Source organism: Amycolatopsis sp. NPDC043889 (assembly GCF_056435645.1).
The window spans coordinates 22,858-49,611 of sequence record NZ_JBWKEC010000002.1; the positions used below are offsets into that span (position 1 = coordinate 22,858).

General features: G+C 68.4%; 25 protein-coding genes and 1 pseudogene. 20 read left to right on the plus strand and 6 right to left on the minus strand.

What is annotated here, in order from left to right; translation table 11 throughout:
- The 4 genes from narH (at nt 1) to AC0685_RS05665 (ending at nt 3,955) form a co-directional block, all read left to right on the plus strand.
- Nucleotides 1–1,626 (plus strand): nitrate reductase subunit beta, encoded by a 1,626-nt coding sequence (gene narH / locus AC0685_RS05650; protein WP_478224491.1) that lies wholly within the window; start codon nt 1–3, stop codon nt 1,624–1,626.
- Nucleotides 1,623–2,342, plus strand: coding sequence for a nitrate reductase molybdenum cofactor assembly chaperone (gene narJ, locus AC0685_RS05655; RefSeq protein WP_478224492.1), 720 nt, complete (start codon nt 1,623–1,625; stop codon nt 2,340–2,342). Before narH ends, narJ begins: the two co-directional genes overlap by 4 nt.
- Nucleotides 2,339–3,079, plus strand: coding sequence for a respiratory nitrate reductase subunit gamma (gene narI, locus AC0685_RS05660; RefSeq protein WP_478224493.1), 741 nt, complete (start codon nt 2,339–2,341; stop codon nt 3,077–3,079). Before narJ ends, narI begins: the two co-directional genes overlap by 4 nt.
- Nucleotides 3,080–3,649: 570 nt before the next feature.
- The gene (locus tag AC0685_RS05665) at nt 3,650–3,955 is read left to right on the plus strand and encodes a CBS domain-containing protein (protein WP_478224494.1); all 306 of its coding nucleotides are present in this window, start codon (nt 3,650–3,652) and stop codon (nt 3,953–3,955) included.
- Nucleotides 3,956–4,077: 122 nt separating this feature from the next.
- Here AC0685_RS05665 and AC0685_RS05670 read toward each other — a convergent pair whose 3' ends face one another.
- Nucleotides 4,078–5,274 (minus strand): globin domain-containing protein, encoded by a 1,197-nt coding sequence (locus AC0685_RS05670; protein ID WP_478224495.1) that lies wholly within the window; start codon nt 5,272–5,274, stop codon nt 4,078–4,080.
- Nucleotides 5,275–5,527: 253 nt separating this feature from the next.
- Between AC0685_RS05670 and AC0685_RS05675 the strand changes: the two genes are divergently transcribed.
- Entirely contained in the window at nt 5,528–6,412 is an 885-nt protein-coding gene (locus tag AC0685_RS05675) for a universal stress protein (RefSeq protein ID WP_478224496.1), read from the plus strand.
- A gap of 35 nt (nt 6,413–6,447) precedes the next feature.
- On the plus strand, nt 6,448–9,099 hold the full coding sequence (locus AC0685_RS05680) for a cation-translocating P-type ATPase (RefSeq protein ID WP_478224497.1): 2,652 nt from the start codon (nt 6,448–6,450) through the stop codon (nt 9,097–9,099).
- Between the two features lie 120 nt (nt 9,100–9,219).
- Here AC0685_RS05680 and AC0685_RS05685 read toward each other — a convergent pair whose 3' ends face one another.
- Nucleotides 9,220–10,119 carry a class I fructose-bisphosphate aldolase gene (locus AC0685_RS05685; protein WP_340681424.1) on the minus strand — a complete coding sequence of 300 codons (900 nt, stop codon included), beginning with the start codon at nt 10,117–10,119 and terminating at the stop codon, nt 9,220–9,222.
- Between the two features lie 248 nt (nt 10,120–10,367).
- On the opposite strand from AC0685_RS05685, the gene AC0685_RS05690 reads away from it, so the two are divergent.
- Genes AC0685_RS05690 through AC0685_RS05700 form a run of 3 tightly spaced genes read left to right on the plus strand, consistent with a single transcriptional unit; the run spans nt 10,368 to nt 12,981 of the window.
- Nucleotides 10,368–10,619, plus strand: a complete 252-nt coding sequence (locus AC0685_RS05690; protein WP_478224498.1) for a PLDc N-terminal domain-containing protein — start codon at nt 10,368–10,370, stop codon at nt 10,617–10,619.
- Nucleotides 10,620–10,621: 2 nt separating this feature from the next.
- Nucleotides 10,622–12,046 carry a glycosyltransferase gene (locus tag AC0685_RS05695; protein WP_478224499.1) on the plus strand — a complete coding sequence of 475 codons (1,425 nt, stop codon included), beginning with the start codon at nt 10,622–10,624 and terminating at the stop codon, nt 12,044–12,046.
- A complete protein-coding gene (locus AC0685_RS05700; protein WP_478224500.1) occupies nt 12,046–12,981 on the plus strand; it encodes a galactose-1-phosphate uridylyltransferase in 936 nt (311 codons plus the stop codon). Before AC0685_RS05695 ends, AC0685_RS05700 begins: the two co-directional genes overlap by 1 nt.
- Here the strand turns inward: AC0685_RS05700 and AC0685_RS05705 are convergent.
- From AC0685_RS05705 to AC0685_RS05715, 3 genes and pseudogenes are all read right to left on the minus strand, one after another.
- A complete protein-coding gene (locus AC0685_RS05705; RefSeq protein ID WP_478224501.1) occupies nt 12,944–13,774 on the minus strand; it encodes a universal stress protein in 831 nt (276 codons plus the stop codon). The two genes, AC0685_RS05700 and AC0685_RS05705, sit on opposite strands and share 38 nt — an antisense overlap.
- Nucleotides 13,771–14,367 carry an Rv1733c family protein gene (locus AC0685_RS05710; RefSeq protein WP_478224502.1) on the minus strand — a complete coding sequence of 199 codons (597 nt, stop codon included), beginning with the start codon at nt 14,365–14,367 and terminating at the stop codon, nt 13,771–13,773. Before AC0685_RS05710 ends, AC0685_RS05705 begins: the two co-directional genes overlap by 4 nt.
- 186 nt (nt 14,368–14,553) lie before the next feature.
- Nucleotides 14,554–14,907 (minus strand): annotated as a pseudogene (locus AC0685_RS05715) (ATP-binding cassette domain-containing protein); the annotation flags it as partial.
- A 187-nt stretch (nt 14,908–15,094) separates the two neighbouring features.
- Here AC0685_RS05715 and hypF point away from each other — a divergent pair.
- Genes hypF through AC0685_RS05765 form a run of 10 tightly spaced genes read left to right on the plus strand, consistent with a single transcriptional unit; the run spans nt 15,095 to nt 24,529 of the window.
- Entirely contained in the window at nt 15,095–17,341 is a 2,247-nt protein-coding gene (hypF, locus tag AC0685_RS05720; protein WP_478224503.1) for a carbamoyltransferase HypF, read from the plus strand.
- Nucleotides 17,342–17,345: 4 nt separating this feature from the next.
- Nucleotides 17,346–17,591 carry a HypC/HybG/HupF family hydrogenase formation chaperone gene (locus AC0685_RS05725; protein ID WP_478224504.1) on the plus strand — a complete coding sequence of 82 codons (246 nt, stop codon included), beginning with the start codon at nt 17,346–17,348 and terminating at the stop codon, nt 17,589–17,591.
- Nucleotides 17,588–18,685 carry a hydrogenase formation protein HypD gene (gene hypD / locus AC0685_RS05730; RefSeq protein WP_478224505.1) on the plus strand — a complete coding sequence of 366 codons (1,098 nt, stop codon included), beginning with the start codon at nt 17,588–17,590 and terminating at the stop codon, nt 18,683–18,685. Before AC0685_RS05725 ends, hypD begins: the two co-directional genes overlap by 4 nt.
- Nucleotides 18,682–19,737, plus strand: coding sequence for a hydrogenase expression/formation protein HypE (gene hypE / locus AC0685_RS05735; RefSeq protein WP_478224506.1), 1,056 nt, complete (start codon nt 18,682–18,684; stop codon nt 19,735–19,737). The genes hypD and hypE overlap by 4 nt, the downstream gene beginning before the upstream one ends.
- Nucleotides 19,738–19,749: 12 nt before the next feature.
- Entirely contained in the window at nt 19,750–20,808 is a 1,059-nt protein-coding gene (locus AC0685_RS05740) for a 4Fe-4S dicluster domain-containing protein (RefSeq protein WP_478224507.1), read from the plus strand.
- Nucleotides 20,805–21,257, plus strand: coding sequence for a cyclic nucleotide-binding domain-containing protein (locus tag AC0685_RS05745; protein WP_478224508.1), 453 nt, complete (start codon nt 20,805–20,807; stop codon nt 21,255–21,257). Before AC0685_RS05740 ends, AC0685_RS05745 begins: the two co-directional genes overlap by 4 nt.
- Nucleotides 21,254–22,069, plus strand: coding sequence for an FAD/NAD(P)-binding protein (locus AC0685_RS05750; protein ID WP_478224509.1), 816 nt, complete (start codon nt 21,254–21,256; stop codon nt 22,067–22,069). The genes AC0685_RS05745 and AC0685_RS05750 overlap by 4 nt, the downstream gene beginning before the upstream one ends.
- On the plus strand, nt 22,069–22,806 hold the full coding sequence (locus AC0685_RS05755; protein ID WP_478224510.1) for an NADH-quinone oxidoreductase subunit B family protein: 738 nt from the start codon (nt 22,069–22,071) through the stop codon (nt 22,804–22,806). Before AC0685_RS05750 ends, AC0685_RS05755 begins: the two co-directional genes overlap by 1 nt.
- Nucleotides 22,803–24,098: a Ni/Fe hydrogenase subunit alpha gene (locus tag AC0685_RS05760; RefSeq protein ID WP_478224511.1), complete on the plus strand. Its 1,296-nt coding sequence runs from the start codon at nt 22,803–22,805 to the stop codon at nt 24,096–24,098. The genes AC0685_RS05755 and AC0685_RS05760 overlap by 4 nt, the downstream gene beginning before the upstream one ends.
- Nucleotides 24,095–24,529 carry a hydrogenase maturation protease gene (locus AC0685_RS05765; protein ID WP_478224512.1) on the plus strand — a complete coding sequence of 145 codons (435 nt, stop codon included), beginning with the start codon at nt 24,095–24,097 and terminating at the stop codon, nt 24,527–24,529. Before AC0685_RS05760 ends, AC0685_RS05765 begins: the two co-directional genes overlap by 4 nt.
- Before the next feature lie 1,290 nt (nt 24,530–25,819).
- Here AC0685_RS05765 and AC0685_RS05770 read toward each other — a convergent pair.
- Nucleotides 25,820–26,536 (minus strand): hypothetical protein, encoded by a 717-nt coding sequence (locus tag AC0685_RS05770; protein ID WP_478224513.1) that lies wholly within the window; start codon nt 26,534–26,536, stop codon nt 25,820–25,822.
- A gap of 17 nt (nt 26,537–26,553) precedes the next feature.
- Between AC0685_RS05770 and AC0685_RS05775 the strand changes: the two genes are divergently transcribed.
- Complete coding sequence (locus AC0685_RS05775; protein ID WP_340681402.1) at nt 26,554–26,751, plus strand: hypothetical protein; 198 nt, start codon at nt 26,554–26,556, stop codon at nt 26,749–26,751.
- Nucleotides 26,752–26,754 lie beyond the last annotated feature (3 nt).

The window sequence follows — 26,754 nt, forward strand, 5'->3', positions numbered from 1 at the left end:
ATGCGCATCCGCGCCCAGGTCGCGATGGTGATGAACCTCGACAAGTGCATCGGCTGTCACACCTGCTCGGTGACCTGCAAACAGACTTGGACCAACCGCGAAGGCACCGAGTACGTCTGGTTCAACAACGTCGAGACCAAACCCGGTATCGGTTACCCCAAGCACTACGAGGATCAGGAACGCTGGAAGGGCGGCTGGAAGCTCGACAAGAAGGGACGGCTGGTCCTGCGCTCCGGCGGCCGTGCGAAGCGGCTTTCGCGCATCTTCGCCAACCCCGACCTGCCGACGCTCGAGGACTACTACGAGCCCGCGACCTTCGACAAGGACGTCCTCGTCACCGCGCCCGCCGGGCTCACCGACACCCCGGTCAAGCAACCGAGGTCGGCCCTCACCGGGGAACCGATGAGCCTCGAATGGGGCGCGAACTGGGAGGACAGCCTCGGCGGCGCCCACGAGCGCGCCGGCACCGATCCCAACATCACCGCGATGGACCCCGACGCGGCGGCACGGGTGCGGTTCGAGTTCGAGAAGACCTTCATGTTCCACCTGCCGCGGATCTGCGAGCACTGTCTCAACCCCGCCTGCGTCTCGGCCTGCCCGTCGGGCGCGATGTACAAACGCGAGGAGGACGGCATCGTCCTGGTCGACCAGGACCGCTGCCGCGGTTGGCGCATGTGCGTGAGCGCCTGTCCCTACAAGAAGGTCTACGTCAATCACGCCACCGGCAAGGCCGAGAAGTGCACCTTCTGCTTCCCGCGCATCGAAGCCGGCCAGCCCACCATCTGTTCGGAGACCTGCGTCGGCAGGCTGCGCTATCTGGGCCTGGTCTTCTACGACGAGGACGCGGTGCTCGCCGCCGCCTCCGTGGAAGACGAGCGGGAGCTGCTGGCCGCGCAACGAGCGGTGTTTCTCGACCCGCACGATCCCGAGACGGTGCGTATGGCGACCGAGGCGGGCCTGCCCGAGGAGTGGGTGCTCGCCGCACAGGCCTCGCCGGTGTGGAAGCTGATCAGCGAGTACAAGATCGCTTTGCCGCTGCACCCGGAATACCGCACCCTGCCGATGGTCTGGTACGTCCCGCCGCTCTCCCCCGTGCTGGACGCCGTCAACGCCGCAGGGCGCGACGACACCGACGCCGACGACGTCTTCCACACCATCCGTGATCTGCGGATCCCCGTGGAATACCTCGCCGAACTGTTCACCGCGGGCGACGCCGACGCGGTGGCGGGCGTGCTGATGAAGCTCGCCGCGATGCGTTCCTACATGCGCGCCCGCACCCTCGACGGCACCGTCGCCGAGGAACTCTGCGAGGCCGTCGGCATGTCCGGCAAAGAGATCGAGGCGATGTACCGGCTGCTCGCGATCGCCAAGTACGACGAGCGCTACGTCATCCCCGCCGCCTACGCCAAGGACGCCGCCGCGCTCGAAGCACAGGCGGCGTCCACTTCGGACTGTTCGCTGGACTGCGCCGGCGGCCCCGGGATGACCGAACCGGCCGCGACCGCCGAGCGGTTCCACCTCGTGACCGAAGACCGGCAGGTCCGCCCGGGCCGCCGGAGCCTGTTCGCGCGCCGCGGCGACGGCAGGCTCGGCCTGACCATCGATCCCGCCGGAGGCCGCTCATGACCGCGCCCGAACAGTCCTTTGTGGAGGGTACCGACCGGACCCGGCTGTTCGAACTCGCCTCGGTGCTGCTCACCTACCCCGACGCCGCACTGATCGGGGCCGGGAAGGAACTGTCCGCCGCCGTCGGCGAGATCACCCACGACGAGGTTCGGGAACAACTCACCGCGTTCCTCGACTGGTTCCTGACCACCGACTCCCTCCAGGTCGAGACCCACTACGTCCGCACGTTCGACCTGCGTCGGCGCTCGGGGCTGTACCTGACCTACTACCTGCACGGCGACACCCGTAAGCGCGGCATCGCCCTGCTCACCCTCAAACAGCGCTACCGCGCCCACGGCCTGCGCCTGACCCCTGGCGAGCTGCCCGATCTGCTGCCGGTGGTACTCGAGTTCGCCGCGGTCGCCGGCCCGGGCGACGGCGAGGCGCCGCTGCGCCAGCACCGCCGGGGACTGGAGCTCCTGCGCTCCACTTTGGACGAATGCGGATCGCCCTACCGGCACGTGCTCGAGGCGGTCGTCGCCGCGTTGCCGCCACTGACCGAGGCCGACCGGGACACGATCCGCGCGCTCGCCGAAGACGGCCCTCCCGTGGAATCGGTCGGGCTCGCGCCGTACGGCACCGATGTCGCCACCATCGGCTTCGGTCCCGATCTCAGTACCGAAGCGTGTGCCCACGCGCACCCCTTCAACAACCGTTCGATGGAGAGTGCCCCGTGAGCACGTTCGTCTGGATCGTCGTCCCCTACGCCTGCCTGGCGGTGTTCCTCCTCGGTCACGTGTGGCGGTGGCGCCACGACCAGTTCGGCTGGACCAGCCATACCAGCCAACTGCTGGAGAGCCGCATCCTGCGGCTGGGCTCACCGTTGTTCCACCTCGGAGCGTTCGGTGTCATCGCCGGTCACGCCATGGGCCTGCTGGTGCCCGCTTCGGTGACGGCGAAGATCGGGATCTCCGAGCACTTCTACCACGCCACCGCAGTCTGGGGCGGCACCGTCACCGGTGTCATGCTCGTGGCTGGCCTCGCGTTACTGATCGCCCGCCGCTTCGTCAACCGCCGCGTCCGCCGGGTCACCACGACGATGGACAAGGTGCTCTACGTCGCGCTGGCCGCGATGGTGGTACTCGGGATGACCGCCACGGTCGGGACCAATCTCCTCGGCGAGGGTTACGACTACCGCGAGACGATCGCCGTCTGGTTCCGCGGCGTCTTCTGGTTCTCTCCCGAACCGCACCTGATGACCGGCGCGCCGCTCGTCTATCAGCTGCACGCGATCGGCGGATTCCTTTTCCTCGCGCTGTGGCCCTTCACGCGGCTGGTCCACGTGTGGTCGGCGCCGCTGGCCTACCTGTGGCGCCCCTACGTCGTCTACCGCGGCCGCCGGGGGAAGCCCGTGACTCCTGCCCCGACACCGGCCGACGTGCGGGATCGAGCCCTGCACGACACCCGGCAATGAGGCCTGGACGGGCTCGTGAGTGGCAGCGGACTCGCCAGTGAGCCCCGATTCTCCTTGAGGATCGGTACAGGCAGGAGCGGGACTTGCCGAAGAGACACTTTCCCGACTGTCCATAAGGGACATTTTTCGAGATATCAGTGCCAGAGTCGAGCGATTTGTGCGGTTGCCGAGGGGGTCGTGAGTGGCAAAGAGGGTTAGAACCCTACTTGCCACTCACGACCCCCTCGCCAAATCGGGCATATGGCCTTGAAACAGGCATTTCGTCGCTGAAAAGCGTCCCTTGTGGACAATGAAGAGCACGGCTGACTCCTGTCGGCCAGTCCGGAACCACGCCACTCACGACCAACCCGACCCACGACCAGGCCAGCGAAGGGGTCTTTCACCGCAGAGGCTCGGTCACGCCACGTTTGTCTTACCCCTCAAGTAAGGAGGACATACCGTGCCCGCTCCCGCTCAACCCGGGCTGATCGGCAAGACCGTCGGCGACGTGCTGGTGCGGCGACCCAAGACGTCACCAGTGGACATCTCCGTCGATCAGGCCCGGCCTGCTTCGCCGACGACCACGTCCACATGCTCCTGCTCACGGAGTACGGACGTCTCATCGGCGCCCTCCTCCGCACCGACCTTCCCGCGGATCTGGACGGTGCCGACCTCGCTCTGCCCCACTCGCGGATGTCGGGCCGGACGGTCACCGTGGACGTGCCCGCCGAACAGGCACGCCTGCTCCTCTTGGCACGCGGACAGCGGCGCCTCGCCGTGGTCGATCACGACGGGGCCATCGTTGGCCTGCTCTGCCTCAAACGCCGTCTGGCCGGATTTTGCAGCGACGCCGACGTCTCCGCCCGTGCCTCGGAACGCTCATCTCGGCTGGAGTAGGCCGACGGGTGTCGTGGGGGTGGGCGCGGTCCAGTGTTCCCGAACCGCCACTGTTGCCATGCCGCGAAGCCAGTCCCAGGGACACGCCAGGTTCGCCCTTATCCTCGACAAGTACATGGGCGTCAGCCCCGTTCGAGCATTCCGGGGCCGAACACCTCGTAGTGAACGCGCTCGGCGGGCAGGCCGCGCCGGATCAGTCCGGTGCGGATCCCGTGCATGAACGGCAAGGGGCCACACAGGTAGGCGGTGGTGCCCGGAGGCAACGGGAGCGCGTCGACGTCCATGAGACCGGGCCGCGAGCTGTCGTCGTGGCCGTTCTCGTACCAGTACAACTCCTCGGCCTCGCCCAACCCCTTCGCGGTCTGGGCACATTCGCGGCGAAGCGCGTGGTGAGCGGGTGAGCGATCGGCGTGGGCGAGGACGATCCGCCGCGTCGGCTGGGTGCGGGCGAGGTGATCCAGCATGGCGGCCATCGGGGTGATCCCGATGCCGGCGCTTACCAGGAGCACCGGTCCGTCACCGGTGTCGAGGGTCGTCTCGCCCGCGGGTGGCCCGAGAAGCAGGGTGCCGTCTTCGGTCACGCGGTCGTGCAGGTGGTTGGACACCGCGCCGTCCGGGGCGCTGTCGCGGCCGCGAACCCGGCGGACGGTGATCCGCAGCGAGCCCCTTCCCGGACCGTGTGACAAGGAGTACTGGCGAGGCTGGCGACGGCCGTCGGGCAGGTCGACGGCGACCGAAACGTATTGGCCGGGCAGGAAGTCCGGGACGGCCGCGCCGTCATCGGGCACCAGGGTGAACGACACCGCGTCGACGGCCTCGTCGAGGCGCTTGGCCACGCGCCAGCGGCGCCAGAGGGCGGCGGGATCGAGGTCACCACGTTCGTAGAGGCGGGCTTCGGCGGCGATCAGCCGACAGGCGAGCAGCCAGCAGACCTCGTGCCACGCCGCGGAGACCTCAGGGGTTACCGCGGCACCGAGGACCGTGCCGACGGCGGTGAGCAGATGATGACCGACGAGCGGGTACTGCTCGGCCCGGATGCCCAGCGACACGTGCTTGTGCGCGATCCGCTCGGCGACTCGCTCGAACGGCGCGGCGTCGTCGCCGTCCTCGGCGAGCAGATACTCGGCGAAGCCGGCGACAGCCGACGCCAGCGCGAGCTTCTGACGGCCGTCGGCCTGGTTGCCCTGGTTGAACAGGTCGAGCAGTTCCGGATGCGCGGCGAACATCGACGAGTAGAACTCACCGGTGATTTCCACGGCGTGCGCGCGCACGACGGGCAAGGTGACACGAACAACCGCGGCGGATGCTGGGGACAGCAAGGAATTCTCCTTCTTCGGGGAATAGGACCAGGCCTCTCGAAGGCGCCGATGCGGCCACGACCGGTCTCTTTCCCCGATCCTGCCGGGAACGGGGTGCGGCACCAAGGGATCTTCGGCGTACTCGGCCGGGGACCTTGGTCCCTACGAAACTCGGCCGATGGCACTGGGACCGGAACCCGGGGAACGGCAGGGTGGATGACGTGATCAGCACCGCCCATGGGGGCGGGACTTACTCTCCCGATTCGAGGACACGATGACCGCACCAGACGTGCGACCGGTAGTGGTGGGTGTGGACGGCTCTTCTTCGGCCCTCCAGGCGGCGCGCTGGGCCGCGGCCGAAGCGGCAAGGCGGAAGGCGCCGTTGTCGATCACGCATGCCTGCATGCTGATCCCGGTACAGATGCCGCCCGGGGTCGAGTTGCCGAGGCCCTACGCCGACGCGCTGATCGAACAAGGACGGGAAGTACTCGCGGCGGCGGCGGAGGCGGCCAGGGATGCGGCCCCCGAGGTCGACGTGACCACCGAGCTGCGCGGCGGAGCCGCGGCGGAGCACCTCATCGGGCGCTCGGCCTCGGCGGAGTTGATCGTGCTGGGCTCTCGTGGCCTGGGTGGGTTCACCGGGCTGCTGGTCGGCTCGATCGCGGTCGCGGTGGCGACCCACGGACACTGCCCGGTCATCGTCGTCCGGGGAACGGATCGGCCGCAGGACGCACCGGTCGTCGTCGGTGTGGACGGCTCGCCGACGAGTGACGCGGCTTTGGCTTTCGCCTTCGACGCCGCCGCGGCGCGCGGTACGCGTCTGGTCGCCGTGCGCGCGTGGTCGGACTTCGCCGTGAGCAACGCCTGGGAGTTCGGGTCCGCGCTGGACTGGGAGGTCATCCGGGCGGCGGAGGCGCGGTTGGTGGAACAGCGGCTCGACGCCTACCGGAGCAAGTACCCCGACGTGCCCGTTCAAGGCATCGTCGTTCGCGACCGGCCGGCGCACACCTTGCTCGAACACTCCGAGAACGCCCAACTCGTCGTTGTCGGTTCCCGAGGCCGAGGTGGTTTCCGCGGGCTGCTCCTGGGCTCCACCAGCCAGGCGCTGATCCACCACGCCGCCTCTCCGGTGGCCGTCGTCCCGCCCGCTCGGCAGTGAAAGCCGCGCCGCTGACCGGACGCGGGACACGCCAGGTGCCGGACGTCTCCGATCCGTGGTGCTTGGAGACCGGAGAGCTGGCGTCTCGCCTCGACGTCGATCCGGGGCGTGGTCTGGACTCCTCGGACGCGAGCGACCGGCTCGAGGTGACCGGGCCCAACCGGCTCGCCGAGGCGCCGAGCAGGCCGTGGTGGCGGGTACTGGTGGCACAGGTGGCCGGCCCGCTGAACCTCGTGCTCGTGGTGGCGGCCGCGTTGGCGGGCGTGGTGGAGCGGTCGTATCGGGAAGCGCTCGTCATCGGACTGGTCCTCGGCCTGAACGGTGTCCTGGGTTTCGTGCAGGAACGAAGGGCGGATCGCGCGGTCGCCGCGCTGAAGAGCCTGCTCAGCCCGTCGGCCCGGGTCCGCCGCGACGGCAGGGTGACCGAGGTGCCCGCGGCCGAGCTCGTGCCGGGTGACGTCGTCCTGGTGGACGCCGGTGACCGGGTGCCGGCGGACGGCCGGGTGCTGTCGACAGTGAACCTGGAAACCGATGAATCCGGTTTGACCGGCGAATCCGCCCCCGTCCCCAAATCCGCGGCGCCGCGGCAGGGCGAGATGGCGCTGCCCGATCGGACGTCCATGGCCCATATGACGAGCATCGTCACGAGGGGCCGTGGCGAGCTGCTGGTCACGGGCACCGGCATGCGCACGGAGATCGGCAAGGTGGCCGGGCTGCTGGAACGCACCGATTCGACACGGACCCCGCTGCAGCGGCAGCTGGACAAGCTCGGTGTCCGCCTGGCCTGCCTCGCCGGGGTGGCGGTCCTCCTCGTGGCGGTCCTGCAATTCGCGGCCGGCGGCGGTATCGGTGAGGTGATCACGCTGGCCGTCGCGCTCGGCGTAGCCGCCATCCCGGAGGGGCTGCCCGCCGTCGTCACGGTGACACTGGCACTGGGAATGCGGCGGATGGCGCGTCAGCGCGCGATCGTCAAACGGCTCCCCGCCGTGGAAACCCTGGGCGCGACGACGGTCATCTGTACCGACAAGACCGGCACACTCACGCTGAACCAGATGACCGCGCGTTCGCTGTGGTATGCCGGACGCCGTTACCTGGTGTCGGGTGAGGGCTACGGCTTCGAAGGCGCGATCACCGCCGAAGACGGCGGTGAAGTCCCCGATCTCGGTGAGCTGCTGACCAGCGCGGTGCTGTGCAACGACGCGGTGGTCCAGGACGCCGCTCTTGTCGGCGATCCGACCGAGGGCGCGCTGGTGACCCTGGCGGGCAAGGCGGGATTGGACGTCATGGCGCTGCGCGGCGCCACTCCCCGCGTCTCCGAGATCCCCTTCGACTCCGCTTTGAAGTACATGGCGACGTTCCATCGTCACGGGCCCGCGATCCGTGCGCACGTGAAGGGCGCGGCGGACGTCCTGCTCCACCTGGCCACCCATGTGCGCCGGGAACACGGTGACGTCCCGCTCGACGACGACGCACGCCGCCGGGTGCTGGCGGAACTCGATCATCTCGCCGGACGAGGTCAGCGCGTCCTGGCTGTCGCCCACGGCGACATGGACGCCGGGGCGCCCGCGCTGCCGCGCCGACTGGTCCTGACCGGGCTGATCGGCCTGCTCGATCCAGCACGACCGGAAGCCCGCACCGCGGTCGCCGAATGCCATGCCGCCGGAATCGACGTCAAGATGATCACCGGTGATCACCTGGCCACCGCTACCTCCATCGCCCGCGCGGTCGGCATCGGGGGCGACGGCATGTCGGGACCGGACATCGACCGGCTCGACGACCATGCCCTCGAACAGGCGGCGACCACTACCGGCGTGTTCGCGCGGGTGGCGCCGGAGCACAAGATCCGCATCGTCGACACGCTCAAGCGGCGAGGTGAGGTCGTCGCCATGACCGGTGACGGCGTGAACGACGCGCCGGCGCTCAAAGCCGCCCACATCGGGGTGGCCATGGGGATCACCGGCTCCGACGTGTCCAAGGAAGCCGCCGCGATGATCCTCACCGACGACAATTTCGCGACCATCGTCCGGGCCGTCCGCGCCGGCCGCACCATCTACGACAACATCGTCAAGTTCGTCCGCTTCCAGGTCGGCACCAATGTCGCCGCGATCCTCACCATGGTGATCGGCTCCCTGTTGTTCAGTACCGGAACCAGCGTTCTGACACCGCTGATGTTGTTGTGGGTCAACGTGATCGCCGACGGTCCCCCCGCATTGGCGCTCGGTCTGGAACCACCGCGGCGATCCGTCATGGATGAGCCGCCACGACGCCCGGGAGCGCAGATCCTCAGTGCGGGCCGCCTGGCGCGGATCCTGTTGTCCGGACTCGTGATGGTGGCCGGGACCCTCTACGCGTTCGCACACGGCTTGGACCGCGGCATCGAAGTGGCGCACACCCTCGCCTTCGTCACCTTCGTGGTGTTCCAGCTTTTCAACATCCTCAACGTCCGCGACGAACACTCCTCGGCGTTCGGAGGGCTCTTGTTCCGCAACAGGCGGCTCTGGGCCGCGCTGGGTTCGGTGCTCGCCCTGCAGGTCTGCGCCGTGTACCTGCCCGCCGCGCAATCCCTGTTCGGCACGACAGCCTTGACCGCCCTCGACTGGCTCGTCGCCACCGCGATCGCGTCTTCCGTCCTGTGGGCCGAGGAACTGCGCAAAGCGGTGTCACGCCGACGGCCGGCCCGGCGATGATCCGCGCAAGAAACCCCGTCGAGGCAATCGACCTGCCGCCGGGCCGGAAAACCGGCGCCGAATGCCTTCAGCTCTTCGTCAAGCCTCGGAGGGCACGCAAGCGGAACCGACCGGGTGCGATCACTCGCTTTCTCCGGGGTACTTGGCCAGGATCTCACGAAGCGCGGCGACGAACCGCAGGGATTCGTCATGTTCTCGCTGCCAGACGTTGCGGCCGAAGATCAGTCCGGTGGCGCCGGCGTCCATCGACTCGTGCGCCTTCTCCAACATGGCTTCGTCGCCCAGCTTCGCTCCGCCGGAGACCAGCACCAGCGTCCTGTTGGCGGACCGCACGACGGCGTCGATGGCCTGCTGAGTGGTGAACTCCTCGTCATAGGACGACGGCACCGCCGCACGCTTCTCCGGATGCGGAAAGTTCACCTTCACCACGTCCGCGCCGAGCTCGGAAGCCGTCCGAGCCGCGTAGTCGACGGCGTAGAAGGAATCCTTGCCGCCTTTGGCCTCGATGGCGGCACCGCGCGGGTATGCCCAGACGATCAGCGGCATGCCGAGGCGGTGAGCATCCTCCCGGACACGCCGGTACTGCTCGAAATCCGCCTCCTGCGCGGGAGTCCCGACATACAAGGTGTAACCGACGGCGTCCGCGCCGAGCCGCACGGCGTCCTCCACCGTCGCGTTGACCGGGGAGAGCGCCCGCTCGTCGGCCGGGATGTCGGTCTTGCCGTTGAGCTTCAGCACCAGCGGGACCTCACCCGCGTAGTCCCAGTAGAACTTCTCGGCGAGCCCGATCTGCGTGACGATCCCGTTGAACCCGCCTTCGAGGGCGAGTTTGACGATGAAGCGAGGGTCGCTCGCCGCCGGGTTCGCGAAGAAGTCACGCGGCCCGTGCTCGAGGCCTTGGTCGTACGGCAGGAAGAACGCGGTCCCGTTGCACAGCCCGTGCCGGAACAGGATACGGCGCAGCCTGGCCTTCTTCCCTGTGTTGAGGCCGAGTTCTCGCAGTACGGGTCGGGTCGGCATGGTGCACCTCCGGTCGGACGGGCGGATTCACCGACCACGCTTCCAGCACACGGGACTGGTCGCGCCCGCCGTTCGTCCCCGCTCGCCGGGACCTTCGGCACCAGAGCGACGAATTCAGCGGTCGAGGCGGACCACTGCCAGGCCGATTCCACCGAGGCCGAACAGAGCCGACGTCGGGACCTCCGTCCCTCCCGCCGGGGACGCCGATCGGAGATGCTCGACGGACGGCGAACGACCGACGGGAGCGGATGATGAACCACGACGAGGAAACCGAACACCACAAGCCTCCGTCCGCGGTACTGGGCTTCCTCACCGGGGTGCAGCTGACCCTCGCCGCGGTGGCGTGGACCGATCTGGCGATGCGGCCCGCCATCGAGATCCGGGGTACCAAGAAGGCATGGGCCCTCATCATCGCGATCAACTTCATCGGGCCGATCGCCTACCTCACCTACGGCAGAAGACCACTCGACCCCGGTGCCCGGCCCGCCGAGCGGGTGTGACGATGCTTCAGACGGTCGACGTCGGTGAACTGTCCATATCCGCGTACCGGACCGTGGTGCCCGACCAGATCATGGAACCGCTCGCGGAGGTCACGAACAGGCTCCGCGGCGCGCGGGTGCTGCATTTGAGCGCGACGCCGTACGGCGGTGGTGTTTCCGAGCTGCTGCGCTCGACGATCCCGCTCTACAACGATCTCGGAATCGACGCCACCTGGAAAATCATCAGTGGCAGGCCTCCGTTCTTCACCGTCACCAAGAAGCTGCACAACGCGCTGCAGGGCGCGGATGACGAACCGATCACCGAAGCCGATCGCGCGCTCTACGAACAGACCGCGGCGGACAACGCCGCGGAGCTCGCCGCCGATCCTCAGTTCCCCGGCTACGACTTCGTTTTCGTGCACGATCCGCAGCCGTCCGCAATTCTGTCCTTTGTGGACCATGGATCGGCGAAGTGGATCTGGCGCTGCCACATCGACACCTCCGCCCCCGACCCGGCCGCGTGGTCCTATCTCCGGCCCTTCCTCACACCGTACGACGCGACCGTGTTCACCATGGCCCAGTTCGCCCCGCCGGACCTCGACCGGACGGGCGTCAACATCATCCCGCCCGCGATAGACCCGCTGAGCCCGAAGAACATGTCGCTCGACGACCGCACGACGCGGGCGGTCCTCAACTGGATCGGGATCGAACCAGACCGCCCGCTCGTCACCCAGGTGTCCCGCTTCGACCCGTGGAAGGACCCCCTCGGCGTGATCGCGGCCTTCAGGACCGTCCGGCGGACGGTGCCGGACGTTCAGCTGGCACTGGTCGGCTCGATGGCACTGGATGATCCGGAGGCCTGGGCGGTCTATCGCGCCATCACAGCCGAGAGCGAGGGAGATCCGGACATTCACGTGTTCACCAACCTCACCGGTGTGGGCAACATCGAGGTCAACGCCTTCCAGCGGATGTCGACCGTCATGGTGCAGAAGTCGATCCGTGAAGGCTTCGGTCTCGTCGTGTCGGAAGCGCTCTGGAAAGGGACACCCATCGTGGCGGGCGCGGCGGGAGGGATCCCGTTGCAGGTCGCCGATGACTCGGGCGGAATACTGGTCGACTCCGTGACCGAATGCGCCGACGCGCTGAGTGCCCTGCTCACCGATCCGGCCAGGGCGGCGGCACTCGGCGCGGCAGGCCACGAAAGGGTCCGGAAACACTTCCTGCTGCCGCGTCTGCTCCTCGACGAACTGACCCTCATGGACGACGTGGCCGCCGGGCGCGGCGCCGCCGAGCTGACCACGACAGGAGACCACCGGGACCCGGTGTGCGGGATGGCCACCTATACCGCCGAACCGGGGCTGGAGACCAACCTCGGCGGCCAGACCTTCCGGTTCTGCTCACACCGGTGTCAGGAGATCTTCGCTCGAACCGAAGCAGGGGTCCCGTGATGACGACCCAGCGATGGCATGGTGGAGAACTGCGTCAGCAACGACTCACCGGCGATTGGACGATCCTCGCGCCTGGCCGGGCCGCCCGGCCGCACGGTGACAGGGATGGATGCCCGTTCTGCCCTGGCCCAGGCGAGGACACCCCGCCGGAGCGCTGGCGCCTCCCGGCGGCCGACGGTGTCGGCTGGCGCGTCCGCGCCGTCCCCAACCGCTACGCGCTGTCCGATCGGCATGAGGTGATCATCGAATCCCCTCGTCACGATTGGGATCCTGTGACCGGGAGCGACGCGGAGCTGACCGACGTGCTTTTCACCTGGCAACAACGGCACATCGCCCTTCGCGGTTACGCCGCCCAGGTCGTGATCTTTCGCAATCACGGCAGGGCGGCGGGGACCTCGCTGCCTCATCCGCATTCGCAGCTCGCCGGGCTCCCGGTGCTCGCCCCCGGCACCCGCCGCAGGCTCGAAGCGTTCCGCGAACACCATCGGCGGTTCGGACGGCCCTTCGCCTCGGACGAGCTCGCCGAGGAGTTCGCCGTGGCCGAAAGAATCGTCCACAGCGCGGAGAACACCGTCGTTTTCGCCCCTTTCGCGCCCACCGCGGCCTACGAACTGCGTTTGGTCCCCAGGCAAGCCCGTGCCGACTTCGCCATGGTGCCGAGGTCCGAACTACGGGAAATCGCGCACACGTTGCGTCTCGTTCTCGGCGCCCTTGGCGAGGAAATCGCCGATCTCGCGTACAACGTCGTCGTCGACACGGCACCGACCGGCTGGGAACAGGCACCCTTCCTGACCTGGTCGATCCACGTCCTGCCCAGGCGGACCGTGCCCGCCGGCCTGGAATCCGCCACCGGGATACCGGTGGTGACGACGACACCCGAGCGAGCCGCCGCCTGCCTCAGGGCACGCTTGACGAAGGCTGCCGGGATCGGTTGAGGGCTGGGACCACCGCGACCGGGCACCGAGCCCGATCGAGAATCGCGTGTGTGGTGATCCCCAGTATGGGTCTGCCACGCATTCGCCTCCGGCGCGACCCGACGACGATCAGCCGCGGGCCGGCCGACGCGGACAGTATCCCGTCCGCGCGATGGCGTTCGCGGACCAGCCGCGGCCGGACGATGGCGCCGGACCTTGCCCACCGCAGGTTCTTGACGCTTTCGGCCAGCATCCGGGCGCTGACGGCTTCGTCCTCACGGTCGTACCACACCCGGACCGCGACCAGCGGGCAAGCGCGGACGGCGGCCGCCGCATACGCGAAACGCAGGGCGGCCGCTCCGTCCGGTGAATCGTCCACACCGACGACCACCGGTCCGGTGTCGGGCGGCTGATCCCGCACCACGACCACCGGCGCCTTGCTCCGGGCCACCACTGCGCGGGCGACCCCACCGAGAAAGGGATTCGCGCCACGGCCGAATCCCCAGGCCCCGACCGCGATGACCGCCACCGAACCCGACCGCTCGATGAGCTTCTCCACGGCGTCGCCGGGCTGGAGCACGCGCGCTGATGGCTGCCCGGGCACGGTTTGCCGCGCTATGGCTTCTGCCCGGATCAGGCAGTTCATCCCAGCCTCGCGGGTCGGTCCATCGCCGACGGAGGGGGTGAAGACGTGGAGCAACTCGAGGGGTACGGCCCGATAGGCCGCCTCGCGGGCAGCCCAGCGGGCCGCGGCCTCACCGGCCGGCGAACCGTCGACGCCGACGAGGACCGGCGAATTTCGCGGCTCGCTCATGAATGGCTCCACCGCCGGGACACCGTCTTCCATTCGCGTTCCCACCCATCGGTGCGCGCCCGGTCGAGGAAGAACCGGCTGACTCGGTACCCCAGCCAGCTGAGGATCAGAACCGCCGCCCACAGACCCAAACCGGCTCCGAAGCCGCGGAAGGCCGCGTTCGATCGGGTCAGCGGTGCCTCGACCGGCTCGCCACCCTCGCCGAGCCACACCTGTACCCGGGCGCCCGCCGTCATCCCTCGCGTCGCGGGCACCTTCCCGGCTCGGAAGGAACCATCGGGAAGCATCCAGCGCGCCATCACGGGCGTGGTGTCCGCGGTGCCCCCGGACCGAACCGCTATGACGACCGGCGCCCCGTCCTCGATCAGTACCGCTTCGGCACGGTGCCGGACGGCGGTTTCCGCCGCCGACCTGTCTTTTCCGGCCGCGAACACCGCCGAACCCGCGGCCGCGGCGAAAGGCAGCCCCGCCGTCGCGACGAGCACCGCGAACACCAGGATCAGTCCCTCCAGCCGGTCCACGGGCCTGGCCAGCGGCTCGTGACCGGGATGAACGATCCGCCAGACTCGCAGGAAACGTGATGGGATGTTCATCGTCGACCTCCGGGGTCTTCCCTCGAAATGTGCGGTTCTCAGCGTTCTCTCACCGCGTTCGGACCACGAGGGGCGACAGTCCCGGCTCCCTGGGACCTCCAGCCTCATCGACGAGAGCGTCGGTGCCGTCTCGGGCCGTCGGCTTTCGTTTTTAGGTGCAGTACTTCGTCACCTGACGGCGTGGACTCAAGGCGTCCGGAGCCGATCCGAGAAGCAGGCGGTCATCAGTTCGACGACCGCTTCCTTGGTCAGCTCGCGGGTTCGGTGAACCCCCGCCATCCTGCCCAGGTACAGCACCGCGACACGGTCGGCCACTTCGAAGACGTCGTTCAAGTTGTGGGACACCACGACCACGCCCAAGCCCCGCTCGGCCGGCCGCCGGATCAGCCGCAGGACGACCTCGGTCTGCTGGACTCCCCATGCCGCGGTCGGCTCGTCCATGATCACCGGCTTCGAGTGCCACAGCACGGCCTTGGCGATCGCGACCGCCTGACGCTGACCGCCGGACAACGACCCGACCGGCTGACGGACGGAGGTCACGATCGGCTGAGCCGATCGGGGCGCGGGCCATCCATCCGGGCCAACACCGATCACCACACCGACGGGTGCCGCGGCCTTGCTCGATCCGTCAAGAGAGGTCCTTGGGCCGCTCCGCCCGGGACGTTCAGCCCTCCTCGCCCCACCTCGGCCTCGCTGATCATGGATCGGACCCGACGGTGGAGGTGCCATGGCGACCGGCGCACACGTGACGCAGCGTATCGAAGTGCACGGCACCGTCCAAGGCGTCGGCTTCCGCCCGCATGTCCATCGCGTCGCGACGACGCTGGGCATCGGCGGCGAAGTGCGGAATGTCGGCGGCCATGTGGTGATCACCGCGTCCGGGCGACCGGAGGTGCTCGCGGCGTTCCACCGTGACGTGCTCGAAGGTGCGCCGGCTCCTGCGAGGGTCGACCGCGTCACCGTCACCCCGCTGGCCGCCAGACCGTACGAGAACAGCTTCGCGGTCGGAGACAGTGCTGCCGGTGTGGGAACCCGCGCGATCTCTCCGGATCTGGCCACCTGTCCCGCCTGCCTGACGGAACTGTTCGATCCGGCCGATCGGCGCTACCGGTACCCGTTCGTCAACTGTTCGGCATGCGGCCCACGGGCGACGATCGTCGAGGAGCTTCCGTACGACCGGGTCCGGACGACGATGAGCCGGTTCCCGATGTGCGGCGCCTGCACCACGGAGTATCACGACCCCGGCGATCGCCGATTCCACGCCGAACCCATCGCCTGCCCGGACTGCGGGCCGGCTCTGTCCTGGGCGAACACCACCGGGCCCGCGGCGCTCGCAGCGGCGATCGAGACGATCGGGAACGGCGGCGTAGTGGCGATCAAGGGAATCGGCGGCTACCAGCTGGTGTGTGACGCGGGAAACGACCTCTCGGTCGACAGGCTGCGGACCGTCAAGGAACGGCCGGGAAAGCCGTTCGCGGTAATGGTGCGCGATCTTCGCGAAGCGGCCCTGCTGTCCTTTGTGGACAAGGAAGCGGCTCGCCTGCTCGAATCGCCGGCCCGCCCTATCGTGCTCCTCACGGCACGCCCCGACATCGCGGTGTCCGGTGTGGTGGCACCACGCCTTCCCGAGATCGGCCTGTTCCTTCCGAACAGCCCACTGCATCACCTTCTCCTGCGTGACCTCGGCCGCCCATTGGTGATGACCAGCGGGAACCGCGCCGGTGAACCGATCGTGATCTCCGATGAGCAGGTCCGGTCCGGACTCGGATCGTTGGTCGACGGCATCCTCACGCACGACCGGCCGATCCTCTCCCGCTATGACGACTCCGTGGTCCGCGCGGGACGCGTCGTGCGACGCGCCCGCGGATACGCGCCGGAACCCTTGCCCCTACCTGTCGCCTCGCCAGAGACAGTGCTGGCCTTGGGGGCGCAGCTGAAGAACACGGTCACGCTGGCGACCGGTGAGCACGCCGTGCAGGGCCCGCACATAGGTGACCTCTCCACCGTCCCCGCCTTCGAAGTCTTCGAAGACACGGCCCGCGGACTGTGCCGGTGGATGAACGTGATGCCGGAGTGCTGCGCCCACGACAAGCATCCTCGCTACCGGTCGACCGTTCACGCGGGGAACTGGCCCGCCGATCGGCGCATTCCGGTGCAGCACCATCACGCCCACGTCGCCGCGACGGCCGCCGAACACGGAGTTCGAGGGACGTTCATCGGGGTCGCGTACGACGGGCTGGGTTTCGGCGATGACGGGACCTTGTGGGGCGGCGAGATCCTGCTGGCGTCCTACACCGGCTACCGGCGGTTCGCCCGGTTCGGCCACGCCCCGCTGCCCGGTGGCGAGGTGGCCGTGCGACGTCCGGACCGGATGGCGTTGGGCTATCTGGTCGGGGCCGAGGATTTCGGAGACGGCTCCCTCCCGCCCCCACCGGAGAACCGGGAAACCGAACTGGTCCGGCGGATGATCGAGCGTGGCGTGAACTGCCCGGTCACCTCCAGCGCGGGAAGGCTGTTCGACGCTGCGGCGGCACTGCTCGGGCTCTGTAGGGTGAACACCTATGAAGGAGAAGCGGCCGTTCTGCTCGAAGCCGCCGCCGCGGGCGAGCCGGTGCGGAGGCCACTCGCATGGAAGCTGCACCGCCGCGACGGCCTGTGGGTCTACGACCCCGTACCGACACTGCGTGAACTCATCGGCTCGGCTCGGCCGGCGAACGAGCTCTCGGCTCGGTTCCACGCGACGATCACCGAGGTCACCGTCGCACTGGTGACCAAGGCCGCCGCCCTCAGCGGCACGGACACGGTGTGTCTCGGTGGTGGCGTGTTCCAGAACCGCAGGCTCACCGGCGCTGTCACGAACTCCTTAGCCGACTTGGGTTTCCGGGTGTTCACCGGAGACAGGGTCCCGGTCAACGACGGCGGGATCAGCTACGGGCAAGCGGCCATCGCGGCGGCGCTGCTGGCAGGGAGGTAAATCGATGTGTCTCGGTATACCCGGGCGGATCGTGAGCGTGGAGGAGGACTTCCCTCGCGGCGGAATCGTCGACTTCGACGGCCTGCGGAGACCGGTTTGCCTCGCCTACACACCGGAAGCCGCGGTCGGTGATCACGTGATCGTCCACGTCGGTTTCGCGATCAGTGTCGTGGACGAAGAGGAAGCGGCACGGACGCTGGAAGTGCTGCGCGCGATGCCGGACGCGATCGAGACGGAGCTGGGATCGTGAAGTATCTCGACGAGTACCGGGATCCCGCGCTGGCGCGCAGGCTGCTCGGTGAATTGCGCGCCACCGCCACCAGGCCTTGGACGGTGATGGAGGTCTGCGGCGGCCAGACGCATACGATCGTGCGGCAAGGGATCGACGAACTGCTCCCCGCGGGCATGCGAATGATCCATGGTCCCGGCTGCCCGGTCTGCGTGACGCCACTCGAGATCATCGACAAGGCGCTCGCCATCGCCGCCCGGCCGGAAGTGATCTTCACCAGCTACGGCGACATGCTCCGCGTGCCCGGTACCTCCGGAGACCTCGTCGGGCTCAAGGCACGCGGTGCGGACGTCCGGGTCGTCTACTCGCCTTTGGACGCCGTGCGGATCGCGCGGGAGAATCCGGAGCGCGAGGTGGTGTTCCTCGCCGTGGGATTCGAAACGACCGCTCCCGCCAACGCGATGGCGGTGCTGGACGCGGCCAAGACCGGTGTCACCAACTTCAGTGTCCTGGTGAGCCACGTCCTCGTGCCGCCCGCGATCACGACGCTGCTGGAGGCGCCGGACAACCAAGTCCGGGCCTTCCTCGCCGCCGGGCACGTCTGCGCCGTGATGGGCTGGACCGAGTACGAGCCGATCGCCGACCACTACGGTGTCCCGATCGTGGTGACCGGCTTCGAACCGCTCGATCTCCTGGAAGGCATCCTGATGGCGGTGCGGCAGCTCGAAACCGGCCGCGCGGTGGTGGAAAACCAGTACGTACGTGCCGTGCGCCGGACCGGCAACACCGCCGCTCGTGACGCCGTCGCCCAGGTGTTCCGGGTGACCGACCGGAAATGGCGCGGCATCGGCGAGATCCCCGCCGGCGGGCTCGCGCTCGACCCCGCGTTCGCCGACTTCGACGCGGACCGGCGGTTCGCCACCGGGGACATCGTCACCCGTGAATCCCCCGCCTGTATCGCGGGTGAGATCCTGCGCGGCACCCGTCTGCCGACCGACTGCCAGGCCTACGGAACGGCATGTACGCCCCGGACCCCGCTCGACGCGCCGATGGTGTCGAGCGAAGGAACCTGCGCGGCGTTCCACAACGCCGGACGCGGATTGGAGCTCCGATGACCAGCCCCGCCGGCCTTGCCGGTCCCGTCTGCCCGATGCCGTCCGCCGAAACCGAGCGGGTACTGCTCGGCCACGGCTCGGGTGGGCAGCTCATGACCGAACTGCTCACCGACGTGATCACCGCCGAACTCGGCACGGGCGAGCCGCTCGAGGACGCCGCCGTCGTCGGTGTCGGTGGCGTCGACACCGTGTTCACGACCGACGGATTCGTCGTGACGCCGCGCTTCTTCCCCGGTGGGGACATCGGTTCGCTCGCCGTGCACGGCACGATCAACGATCTCGCGATGCGCGGCGCCATACCGGTCGCGCTGAGCCTCGCCTACATCATCGAAGAAGGTCTTCCCATCGCCGAGCTGAGGCGGATCACCCGTTCGGCGGCGGCCGCCGCGGCCGCCGCCGGAGTCGAGATCGCCACCGGGGACACCAAGGTGGTCGGCCGTGGTGCGGCCGACGGGCTCTACGTCACGACCACCGGAATCGGCCTCCGGCCCGAAGGCGCACGGCCGTCCGCGGCCGGGGGCAGGCCGGGTGACGTGGTGGTCCTCTCCGGCCCGATCGGCCTGCACGGCACCGCGATCCTGAGTGCCCGCGAAGGGCTGGGTTTCGAAGCGGAGATCGCGTCGGACAGCCGTCCACTGCACCGGCTGGTCGCCGCGATGCTGGCGGCGGGCGGCACCGGAGTGCACACCCTCCGGGACCCCACCCGGGGTGGGCTCGCGAGCGCGCTGAACGAACTCGCTTCCGCCTCCGGCGCCGGCATCGAGATCACCGAGGCCGACGTACCGGTACCGCGGCCGGTCGCCGCGGCGTGCGAACTGCTCGGACTCGACCCGATGCACGTCGCGAACGAGGGCTGTCTGGTCGGGCTGGTCGCACCGGAATCCGCGCGGGACGTCCTCCGGGCCATGCGTGCGTTGCCGGAGGGGGTGGACGCGACCGTCATCGGCGAAGTGACGGACGGCCCGGCTGGCCGGGTCAGCGCGCGCACCCTGATCGGCGCGACCCGGATCGTCGATGTCCTGATCGGTGAACAACTTCCGAGGATCTGCTGAGAGGTGAACCCGATGGACGCCGTCCTGGATCTCGCCGGGCTCGACGCGCTGATCGGCGCGCTGATCGCGAGCGGCCGGAAGGTGATCGGCCCGGTGCTCCGCGACGAGGCGATCACACTGGCGGAACTGGACTCCGCGGCCGATCTCCCCTCCGGGTGGGGTGTGGAGACCGGTCCCGGTCATTACCGGGTGCACCGGCGTGCCGACTCGGCGGTGTTCGGCCATTCCGCCGGGCCGCAGTCGTGGAAGCGGTTCCTGCATCCGCCCCACCGTGCCCTGCTCACCAGTGGGCCCGCCGGGTTCCGACCGGTCCGTGAAGAGCCCGTCGAGTACGCCTTTTTCGGCGTCCGGCCCTGCGACCTGGCCGCGATCGGCAAGCTACGCCAGATCGTCGGCGGGCCGATGCCGTTCGTGGTCGCCGCGCAGTGCACCGAACCGGGTGCTGTCTGCTTCTGCGCTTCGATGGGCTGCGGGCCATCGGCCGACGCGGGGTACGACCTCGCGCTCACGGAACGGATCGATCGCGAAGGCCACCGGTTCCTCGCCGTCGCCGGAACCGCGGCGGGTGCCGATGTCCTCACCCGTCTGCCACGACGTCCGGCGCACGAACATGATGTCGCGCTGGCGGACACGGACGTCGCGGAGGCGGCCCGGCGGATGGGCAGGACCATGCCGGAAACCGATCTCCGTGACCTCCTCGCCGGCAGCCGCGAACACCCCCGGTGGGAGGAGGTCGCCGGACGCTGCCTCACCTGCGGCAACTGCACCATGGTGTGCCCGACATGCTTTTGTGTGTCCATAGAGGACACAACTGAACTCGACGGCGGTGCGACACGTGCGCAACGCTGGGCGTCCTGTTTCGAGATCGACTTCTCACAGTTGCACGGAGGGGCGGTGCGGACCTCGGGAGCCGCTCGTTACCGGCAATGGATGAGCCACAAACTCGGTACCTGGTATGACCAGTTCGGTACTTCCGGCTGCGTCGGCTGCGGTCGCTGCATCGCCTGGTGCCCGGCGGGAATCGACATCACCGAGGAAGCGGCAGCACTCGCGGAAGGTGCGTCACGATGACCGCCCCGCACTCCGGGACACCTTTGCTCGCCCGCCTGTCCGAAGCACAACGCCGGGCGGTCACCGCCCTCGGCCGGATCGAGGACTACACCCCCGGAACGCGGCTGTTCGACGAGAGCGGCGACGCCGACCGGTGCTGGCTGATCATCTCGGGCCAGGTCGCCGTGGACACCCACGTCCCCCACTGCGGCCCCGTGGCACTGCAAAGCGTGGGTGCGGGAGAACTGCTCGGCTGGTCGTGGCTGATCCCGCCGTATCGCTGGCATTTCGGCGCGGTGACCGTCGCCCCGACCCGCGCGTTGGTACTGGACGCCGGGCAACTGCGCGCACTCATGGAGACCGATCCGGCGCTGGGCTACCGGCTCACCCGGATTCTCCTCGAGACCTTGGTGAACAGGTTGCAGGCCAGCCGGCTCCGCCTCCTCGATCTGTACCGGAACCCGGCGTGAACTCCGATTCGTGGCTCCCCCGCCCCTACCGGGTGGCGGACCGGGTGACCGAAACGAGTGACTCGGTGACGTTGACATTGGCTCCGGCAGGCGATCGGCTGCCGGAGTTCCGCCCCGGTCAGTTCGCCATGCTCTACGCCCATGGCATCGGGGAGATACCGATCTCCGTCAGCGCGATTCCCGGCGACGGGACGCTGGTGCACACCATCCGCGCCGTCGGCCCGGTGAGCCGGGCACTGCACGATGCCGAGCCCGGCACGGTCCTGGGTGTGCGCGGCCCGTTCGGCACGGCATGGCGGCTCGACGACGACGAGGACCTTCTCCTCGTAGCAGGCGGGATCGGGCTCGCACCGCTGCGACCCGTGCTCCGGCAGGCCTTGACATGTCGATCTTCCCGCCGCGTCATCCTCATCGCCGGCGCACGGACACCCGCTGACCTTCTGTACCGGGAAGAGCTCCGTCGTCTGTCCGATACGGATGGTCCCGAAGTCGTACTCACCGTCGACCGCGGCGAGGTCGGCTGGACCGGGCGCGTCGGCTTCGTCACCGAACCGCTCGCCACGCATCCGATCGATCCCGCGCACACCACCGCGCTCCTGTGCGGGCCGGAACCGATGATGCGCTTCTGCGCCAGAGCTCTGCTCGGCCGTGGCGTGCCCGCCGAGCGGATCGAAGTTTCCCTGGAACGGAACATGCAATGCGGCAACGGCCTGTGCGGGCACTGCCAGCTCGGCCCGCTTCTCGTCTGCCGGGACGGGCCCGTCGTCGGCTACCCAGTGGCGGAACCCCTCTTCCCGGTGAAGGAGTTGTGATGCTCTCCATCGCGGTCTGGAAGTTCACCTCGTGTGACGGCTGCCAGCTGACACTGCTCGACTGCGAGGACGAACTGCTGCCCTTGACCGAAAAGGTGAAGTTCGCGCATTTCGCCGAAATGACCAGTGTCTCCGAACCGGGTCCCTACGACATCTCCCTCGTCGAAGGGTCGGTGACCACCGCCGCCGAAGCCGAGAGGATTCAGCGCATCCGCGAACAGTCCGCGGTGCTGGTCGTGATCGGTGCGTGCGCCACCGCCGGCGGGATCCAGGCCTTGCGCAACTTCGCCGACGTCGACGAGTTCCGCTCCGTGGTATACGCGCGTCCGGACTACATCGAAACCCTGGCGACATCGACGGCGATCGCGGAACACGTCAAGGTGGATTACGAACTCCGCGGTTGCCCGATCGACAAAGGTCAACTGCTGGAGCTTCTCACCGCGTTGGCTGCCGGGCGCGCGCCGGATCTGCCGGACACCAGTGTGTGCACCGAATGCAAACGCCGAGGCCTGACCTGCGTGATGGTCGCGCACGGGACTCCCTGTCTCGGACCGGTGACGCACGCGGGTTGCGGCGCCCTGTGCCCGGCGGTGAACCGCGGCTGCTACGGCTGTTTCGGCCCGATGAAACAGCCGAACGTGCCCGCGCTGGTCCCGTTGCTGCGCCGGAGTGGAATGGGCGACGACGAGCTTCACCTGGTGTTCAGTACCTTCAACACGGCGGCGGAGTGGTCATGACCCATCGCGCGAATCGCATCCTGCAGGTAGCGGGACTCGCACGGGTGGAGGGCGAAGGCTCCCTTCACGTGCGGACGAAAGGCGACCAGGTCGAGAGCGTCGAACTCGCCATTTACGAACCGCCGAGATTCTTCGAGGCCTTCCTCCGGGGCCGGGACTTCCGCGAGCCACCGGACATCACCGCCCGGGTGTGCGGAATCTGCCCGGTGGCCTATCAGTTGAGTGCTTGCCGGGCCATCGAAGACGCTTGCGGCGCCGACGTCGGCCACCGACTGCGCGCGCTGCGGCGGTTGCTGTACTGCGGTGAGTGGATCTCCAGCCACACTCTGCACATCTATCTGCTGCACGCGCCGGACTTCCTCGGCTTCCCGGATGGCATCGCGATGGCCGCCGCCCACCGGGAGACAGTGGAACAGGGTCTCGCGCTCAAAAAGGCGGGAAACCTGATCATGGAGACGATCGGAGGACGCGCGATCCATCCGGTCAACGTCCGGGTCGGCGGCTTCTACCGGGTCCCTGAGTTCCCCGAGTTGCGCGCACTGGCGGATACGCTGCGACACGCCTTGGACGACGCCCTGGAGACGGTGCGCTGGGTATCCGGATTCGACTTTCCCGACCTCGACGTACCCCATGACCTGCTCGCCTTGCGGGACACCGATGGCTATCCACTCGATCGGGGCGAACCGGTGGTCAGCACGGGCCTCCGATTCACCTCCAGCGAGTTCGGAGAGCATGTGGCGGAGCACCAGGTCCCGCATTCGACGGCACTGCACGCCCGGCTGGACGGGCGGATGTTCCTGACCGGGCCGCTCGCGCGGTACACGCTCAACTCCGACCGGCTGTCCCCGCTCGCCGTGAGCGTCGCGGCCGACGCGGGCTTGGAAACCTCATGCCGCAACCCGTTCCGCAGCATCGTGGTCCGCGCCGTCGAGGTCGTCTACGCCGTCGAGGAGGCCTTGCGGATCATCGAAACCTACGAGCGGCCGGATCGGCCGTTCGTCGAAGTGTCCCCTCGTGCGGCGGTCGGCCACGGGATCACCGAAGCTCCACGCGGCCTGCTGTACCACAGCTACGAAATCGACGCGGGCGGGCGGATCCTGAGCGCGGACATCGTGCCACCGACCGCCCAGAACCAGCCCGCCATCGAGCACGACGTGGCGAGGCTGGTCGGTCGCCACGCCGGACTCGACGACCATGCACTGGTCTCGCTTTGTGAACGCGCGATCCGCAACTACGACCCCTGCATCTCCTGCTCGGCGCATTTCCTCGATCTCACCAGGGAGCACCGGTGAACTCGGTCGTCATCGGAGTCGGCAACGAATTCCGGCGTGACGACGGCGTAGGTCCGGCTGTGGCTCGCGAAGTCGCCCGGCGCGGTGTTCCCGCGGAGATCAGTGATGGGGACACCGTGCGGCTCATGGAAACCTGGGAGTACGCGAGCCTCGTCATCCTCGTCGACGCGGTGCGATGCTCGCCCGGTGTGGACGGCCGCTGGCACCGGACCACCCTGCCCGTCCACGGCCCCGTCGCGAGTTCACACGGCTTCGGAATTCCCGAGGCCGTCGAACTCGCGGAGGCACTAGGCCGCCTCCCCGGGCATTTGGTGATCTTCGCGGTGGAGGTGACCGACGTGGGTTTCGGCCTCGGCCTGAGCCCGGCCGTCGCGGCGGCCGTCCCGGACGTCGTGAACGCGGTCCTCGCGGAGATCCGGCAGACGTCGTGAGTGGCGATTCGGTTTCGGGGCAAGAGGGTTCCAGGTATCTGCCGCGGGGACCTTCATGTACCTCACTGAACCTCCCGGCCACAGGAAGAACGCGGCAGGTGCCCAAGAGAGGACTCGCCAGAATCCCGATCGCCTGTACCAGCACCGACCGTCTTGGTCGCGGTATCCGGTGGTGAAGGCCTCCTTGCCTACGGGGTCGTGAGTGATGAAGAGGGTTCTGTTGAGGGGTAAGTCAAGGTGGCGTGACCGAGCCTCTGCGGCGAAGGAACCCTTCGCTGGGTCAAGGCAGAGAGGCGGCCTTCGCGGCGTGGTTCCGAATGGGCCGACAGGAGTCAGCCGCGCTCTTCAGCGTCCACAAGGGATGCTTTCCAGCGACGAAATGCCTGCTTCAAGGCCATATGCCCCGGTTCGGCGAGGGGGTCGTGAGTTGCAAGTAGGGTTCTATTGAGGGGAAAGGCAAAGGTGGCGTGATCGAGTCCCCGTCATGCGGGCCGTCTTCGCCTACTTCGCCGACTTCGTGATGAGATCGCCGCCCTGGACAACAGGGTTCCGGACTGACTTGCCGGCCGACTCCGGCGTGACGTGTCCACCCGGGACGCTTCACGCCGATTGCGCGCCCGATTGATGTCATGATGTCCGCTTCCCGCCGGGATCGTGAGCGGCAAAGACGGTTATTGAGGGGTAAGGCAACTGTGGCGTGTTACGAAGCCACTTTCGCACCGTCAGCCGAAGTGATCGACCCAGGTGGTGGTGAAGGCCTCCTTGCCTACCCTGAAGGTAGGGAAGGAGGCCTTCGCTACGTCGTCGACATGGCCCGGGGCGTGTGTCGAAGGCGGCCATGAGCGGACCGCCCACCGCACCCGACACGTTTGCCTCACCCCTCAATAACCCTCTTTGCCACTCACGACCCCTCGTCAAACTGCACGAATCGCTTAACTCGGACACTGACACCCGCAGAAACTGTCCCTTATGGACAGTCGGGAAGGTGTCTCTTCGGCGAGTCCGCTCCTGCCGCCAACTCCGGCACGCCACCTTTGACTTACCCCGCTATAGGGAGACCGGCCACCACCAAAGCTCGCCTGACCGGCCCGCCGCGGATAGGGGACCTCGCCGTCTTTCGCCACCAGACGGGCATCACGATGGCGCTGTTCCCGAGTGATCTCCGAGCGCCACTCAGGCCGATGCCGGCACAGGACGGATAGAGATTTCGTGCTCACCGCCTCGCCTTCCGGCTGACGCGCACGGCGAACGTCAGCGCGAACCTGATCCGCGACCGTTGGGCCTTCTCGATCATCTTCCGCGGCCGGTCATCCGCCTCGCCGTGCCGGGCAGGTGACCGCGGCCGGGAATCAGAGGACCCGATGAGACGGAGGCAGCAGGGGTGCGTACGGCGATCTCGCCGCCCAATTCGGCGCCCTCGGCCAGCCTGAGCCTGTCGCCACTCCAGAACCGCCCGGCGTCGTACCAACTCGGCCGGTGCCCGTGAGGCAGCAGGCCCATCGCGTCATAAGTGATCGCGACTATCTCAGCGCAGTAAGCGGTCTCCAGCGCGGCGTCTCCGGTGTCGCGCTTCTTGAACGGAAGCCGGCCGCCCAGCCAGCGGGCGGCGAGGCGGGCCGTCGACGGGAACGGCGTACCGTCCAGCTTGGCGATGGTGCGCAGAGCGGCATCTTCCTCCTTGTCGCCGACAGGAGGATCGAGCTGGCGCAGCCAGACCTGCTGGTGGTACTGCTCGGTCCACACGAGCACGGCTTGGCGGAGGTCGTGCAGTTGGGCGCCGCGCTGGCGAGCCCCCGTCCAGACATCCGGTAACGAACGCCCCAGCTCCGCGTGCCACAACAGCGGCGGAAGGTCTTCGATCACCACCGCCATGCCGACGTGGTTGACCGGGCTGTTCGTCACCATCCGGATGGTGCGATCGGCCGCGGCCCGGCCTCGGAAGAGCCACAGATCGCCCGTGCGTGCGACGGCGACGGCCTCGTCGAGATCGAGCTCTTTTCCCGGCACAGCGGTAGTCTAGGTAGATGCGCTGGTGGAAGGTAGTGGGTCTGGCCGGACTGGCCGGCGTCGCCGCCACCGGAGCGGTGATCGTGCGCGAGGAGCGGCGGCGGCGCGCCTACACCCCGGACGAGGTCCGCGAACGGCTGCACGCGCGTCTCTCGGAGACACCGGACGCCCCTGAAGGCTCGGGCGTCCCAACGGCCCTCGACTCGGGGTCATAGGTC

Bases quoted from the DNA above. Each gene is read 5' to 3' on its own strand.
- AC0685_RS05675 (WP_478224496.1), top strand. From the start codon at position 5,528: ATGACCGCACCAGACGTGCGACCGGTAGTGGTGGGTGTGGACGGCTCT.
- narJ (WP_478224492.1), top strand. From the start codon at position 1,623: ATGACCGCGCCCGAACAGTCCTTTGTGGAGGGTACCGACCGGACCCGG.
- hypF (WP_478224503.1), top strand. From the start codon at position 15,095: ATGGCGACCGGCGCACACGTGACGCAGCGTATCGAAGTGCACGGCACC.
- AC0685_RS05690 (WP_478224498.1), top strand. From the start codon at position 10,368: ATGATGAACCACGACGAGGAAACCGAACACCACAAGCCTCCGTCCGCG.
- AC0685_RS05665 (WP_478224494.1), top strand. From the start codon at position 3,650: ATGCTCCTGCTCACGGAGTACGGACGTCTCATCGGCGCCCTCCTCCGC.
- AC0685_RS05705 (WP_478224501.1), bottom strand. From the start codon at position 13,774: ATGAGCGAGCCGCGAAATTCGCCGGTCCTCGTCGGCGTCGACGGTTCG.
- AC0685_RS05700 (WP_478224500.1), top strand. From the start codon at position 12,046: ATGACGACCCAGCGATGGCATGGTGGAGAACTGCGTCAGCAACGACTC.
- AC0685_RS05745 (WP_478224508.1), top strand. From the start codon at position 20,805: ATGACCGCCCCGCACTCCGGGACACCTTTGCTCGCCCGCCTGTCCGAA.
- narH (WP_478224491.1), top strand. From the start codon at position 1: ATGCGCATCCGCGCCCAGGTCGCGATGGTGATGAACCTCGACAAGTGC.
- AC0685_RS05725 (WP_478224504.1), top strand. From the start codon at position 17,346: ATGTGTCTCGGTATACCCGGGCGGATCGTGAGCGTGGAGGAGGACTTC.
- AC0685_RS05755 (WP_478224510.1), top strand. From the start codon at position 22,069: ATGCTCTCCATCGCGGTCTGGAAGTTCACCTCGTGTGACGGCTGCCAG.
- AC0685_RS05710 (WP_478224502.1), bottom strand. From the start codon at position 14,367: ATGAACATCCCATCACGTTTCCTGCGAGTCTGGCGGATCGTTCATCCC.
- hypE (WP_478224506.1), top strand. From the start codon at position 18,682: ATGACCAGCCCCGCCGGCCTTGCCGGTCCCGTCTGCCCGATGCCGTCC.
- AC0685_RS05685 (WP_340681424.1), bottom strand. From the start codon at position 10,119: ATGCCGACCCGACCCGTACTGCGAGAACTCGGCCTCAACACAGGGAAG.
- AC0685_RS05760 (WP_478224511.1), top strand. From the start codon at position 22,803: ATGACCCATCGCGCGAATCGCATCCTGCAGGTAGCGGGACTCGCACGG.
- AC0685_RS05740 (WP_478224507.1), top strand. From the start codon at position 19,750: ATGGACGCCGTCCTGGATCTCGCCGGGCTCGACGCGCTGATCGGCGCG.
- AC0685_RS05775 (WP_340681402.1), top strand. From the start codon at position 26,554: ATGCGCTGGTGGAAGGTAGTGGGTCTGGCCGGACTGGCCGGCGTCGCC.
- AC0685_RS05695 (WP_478224499.1), top strand. From the start codon at position 10,622: ATGCTTCAGACGGTCGACGTCGGTGAACTGTCCATATCCGCGTACCGG.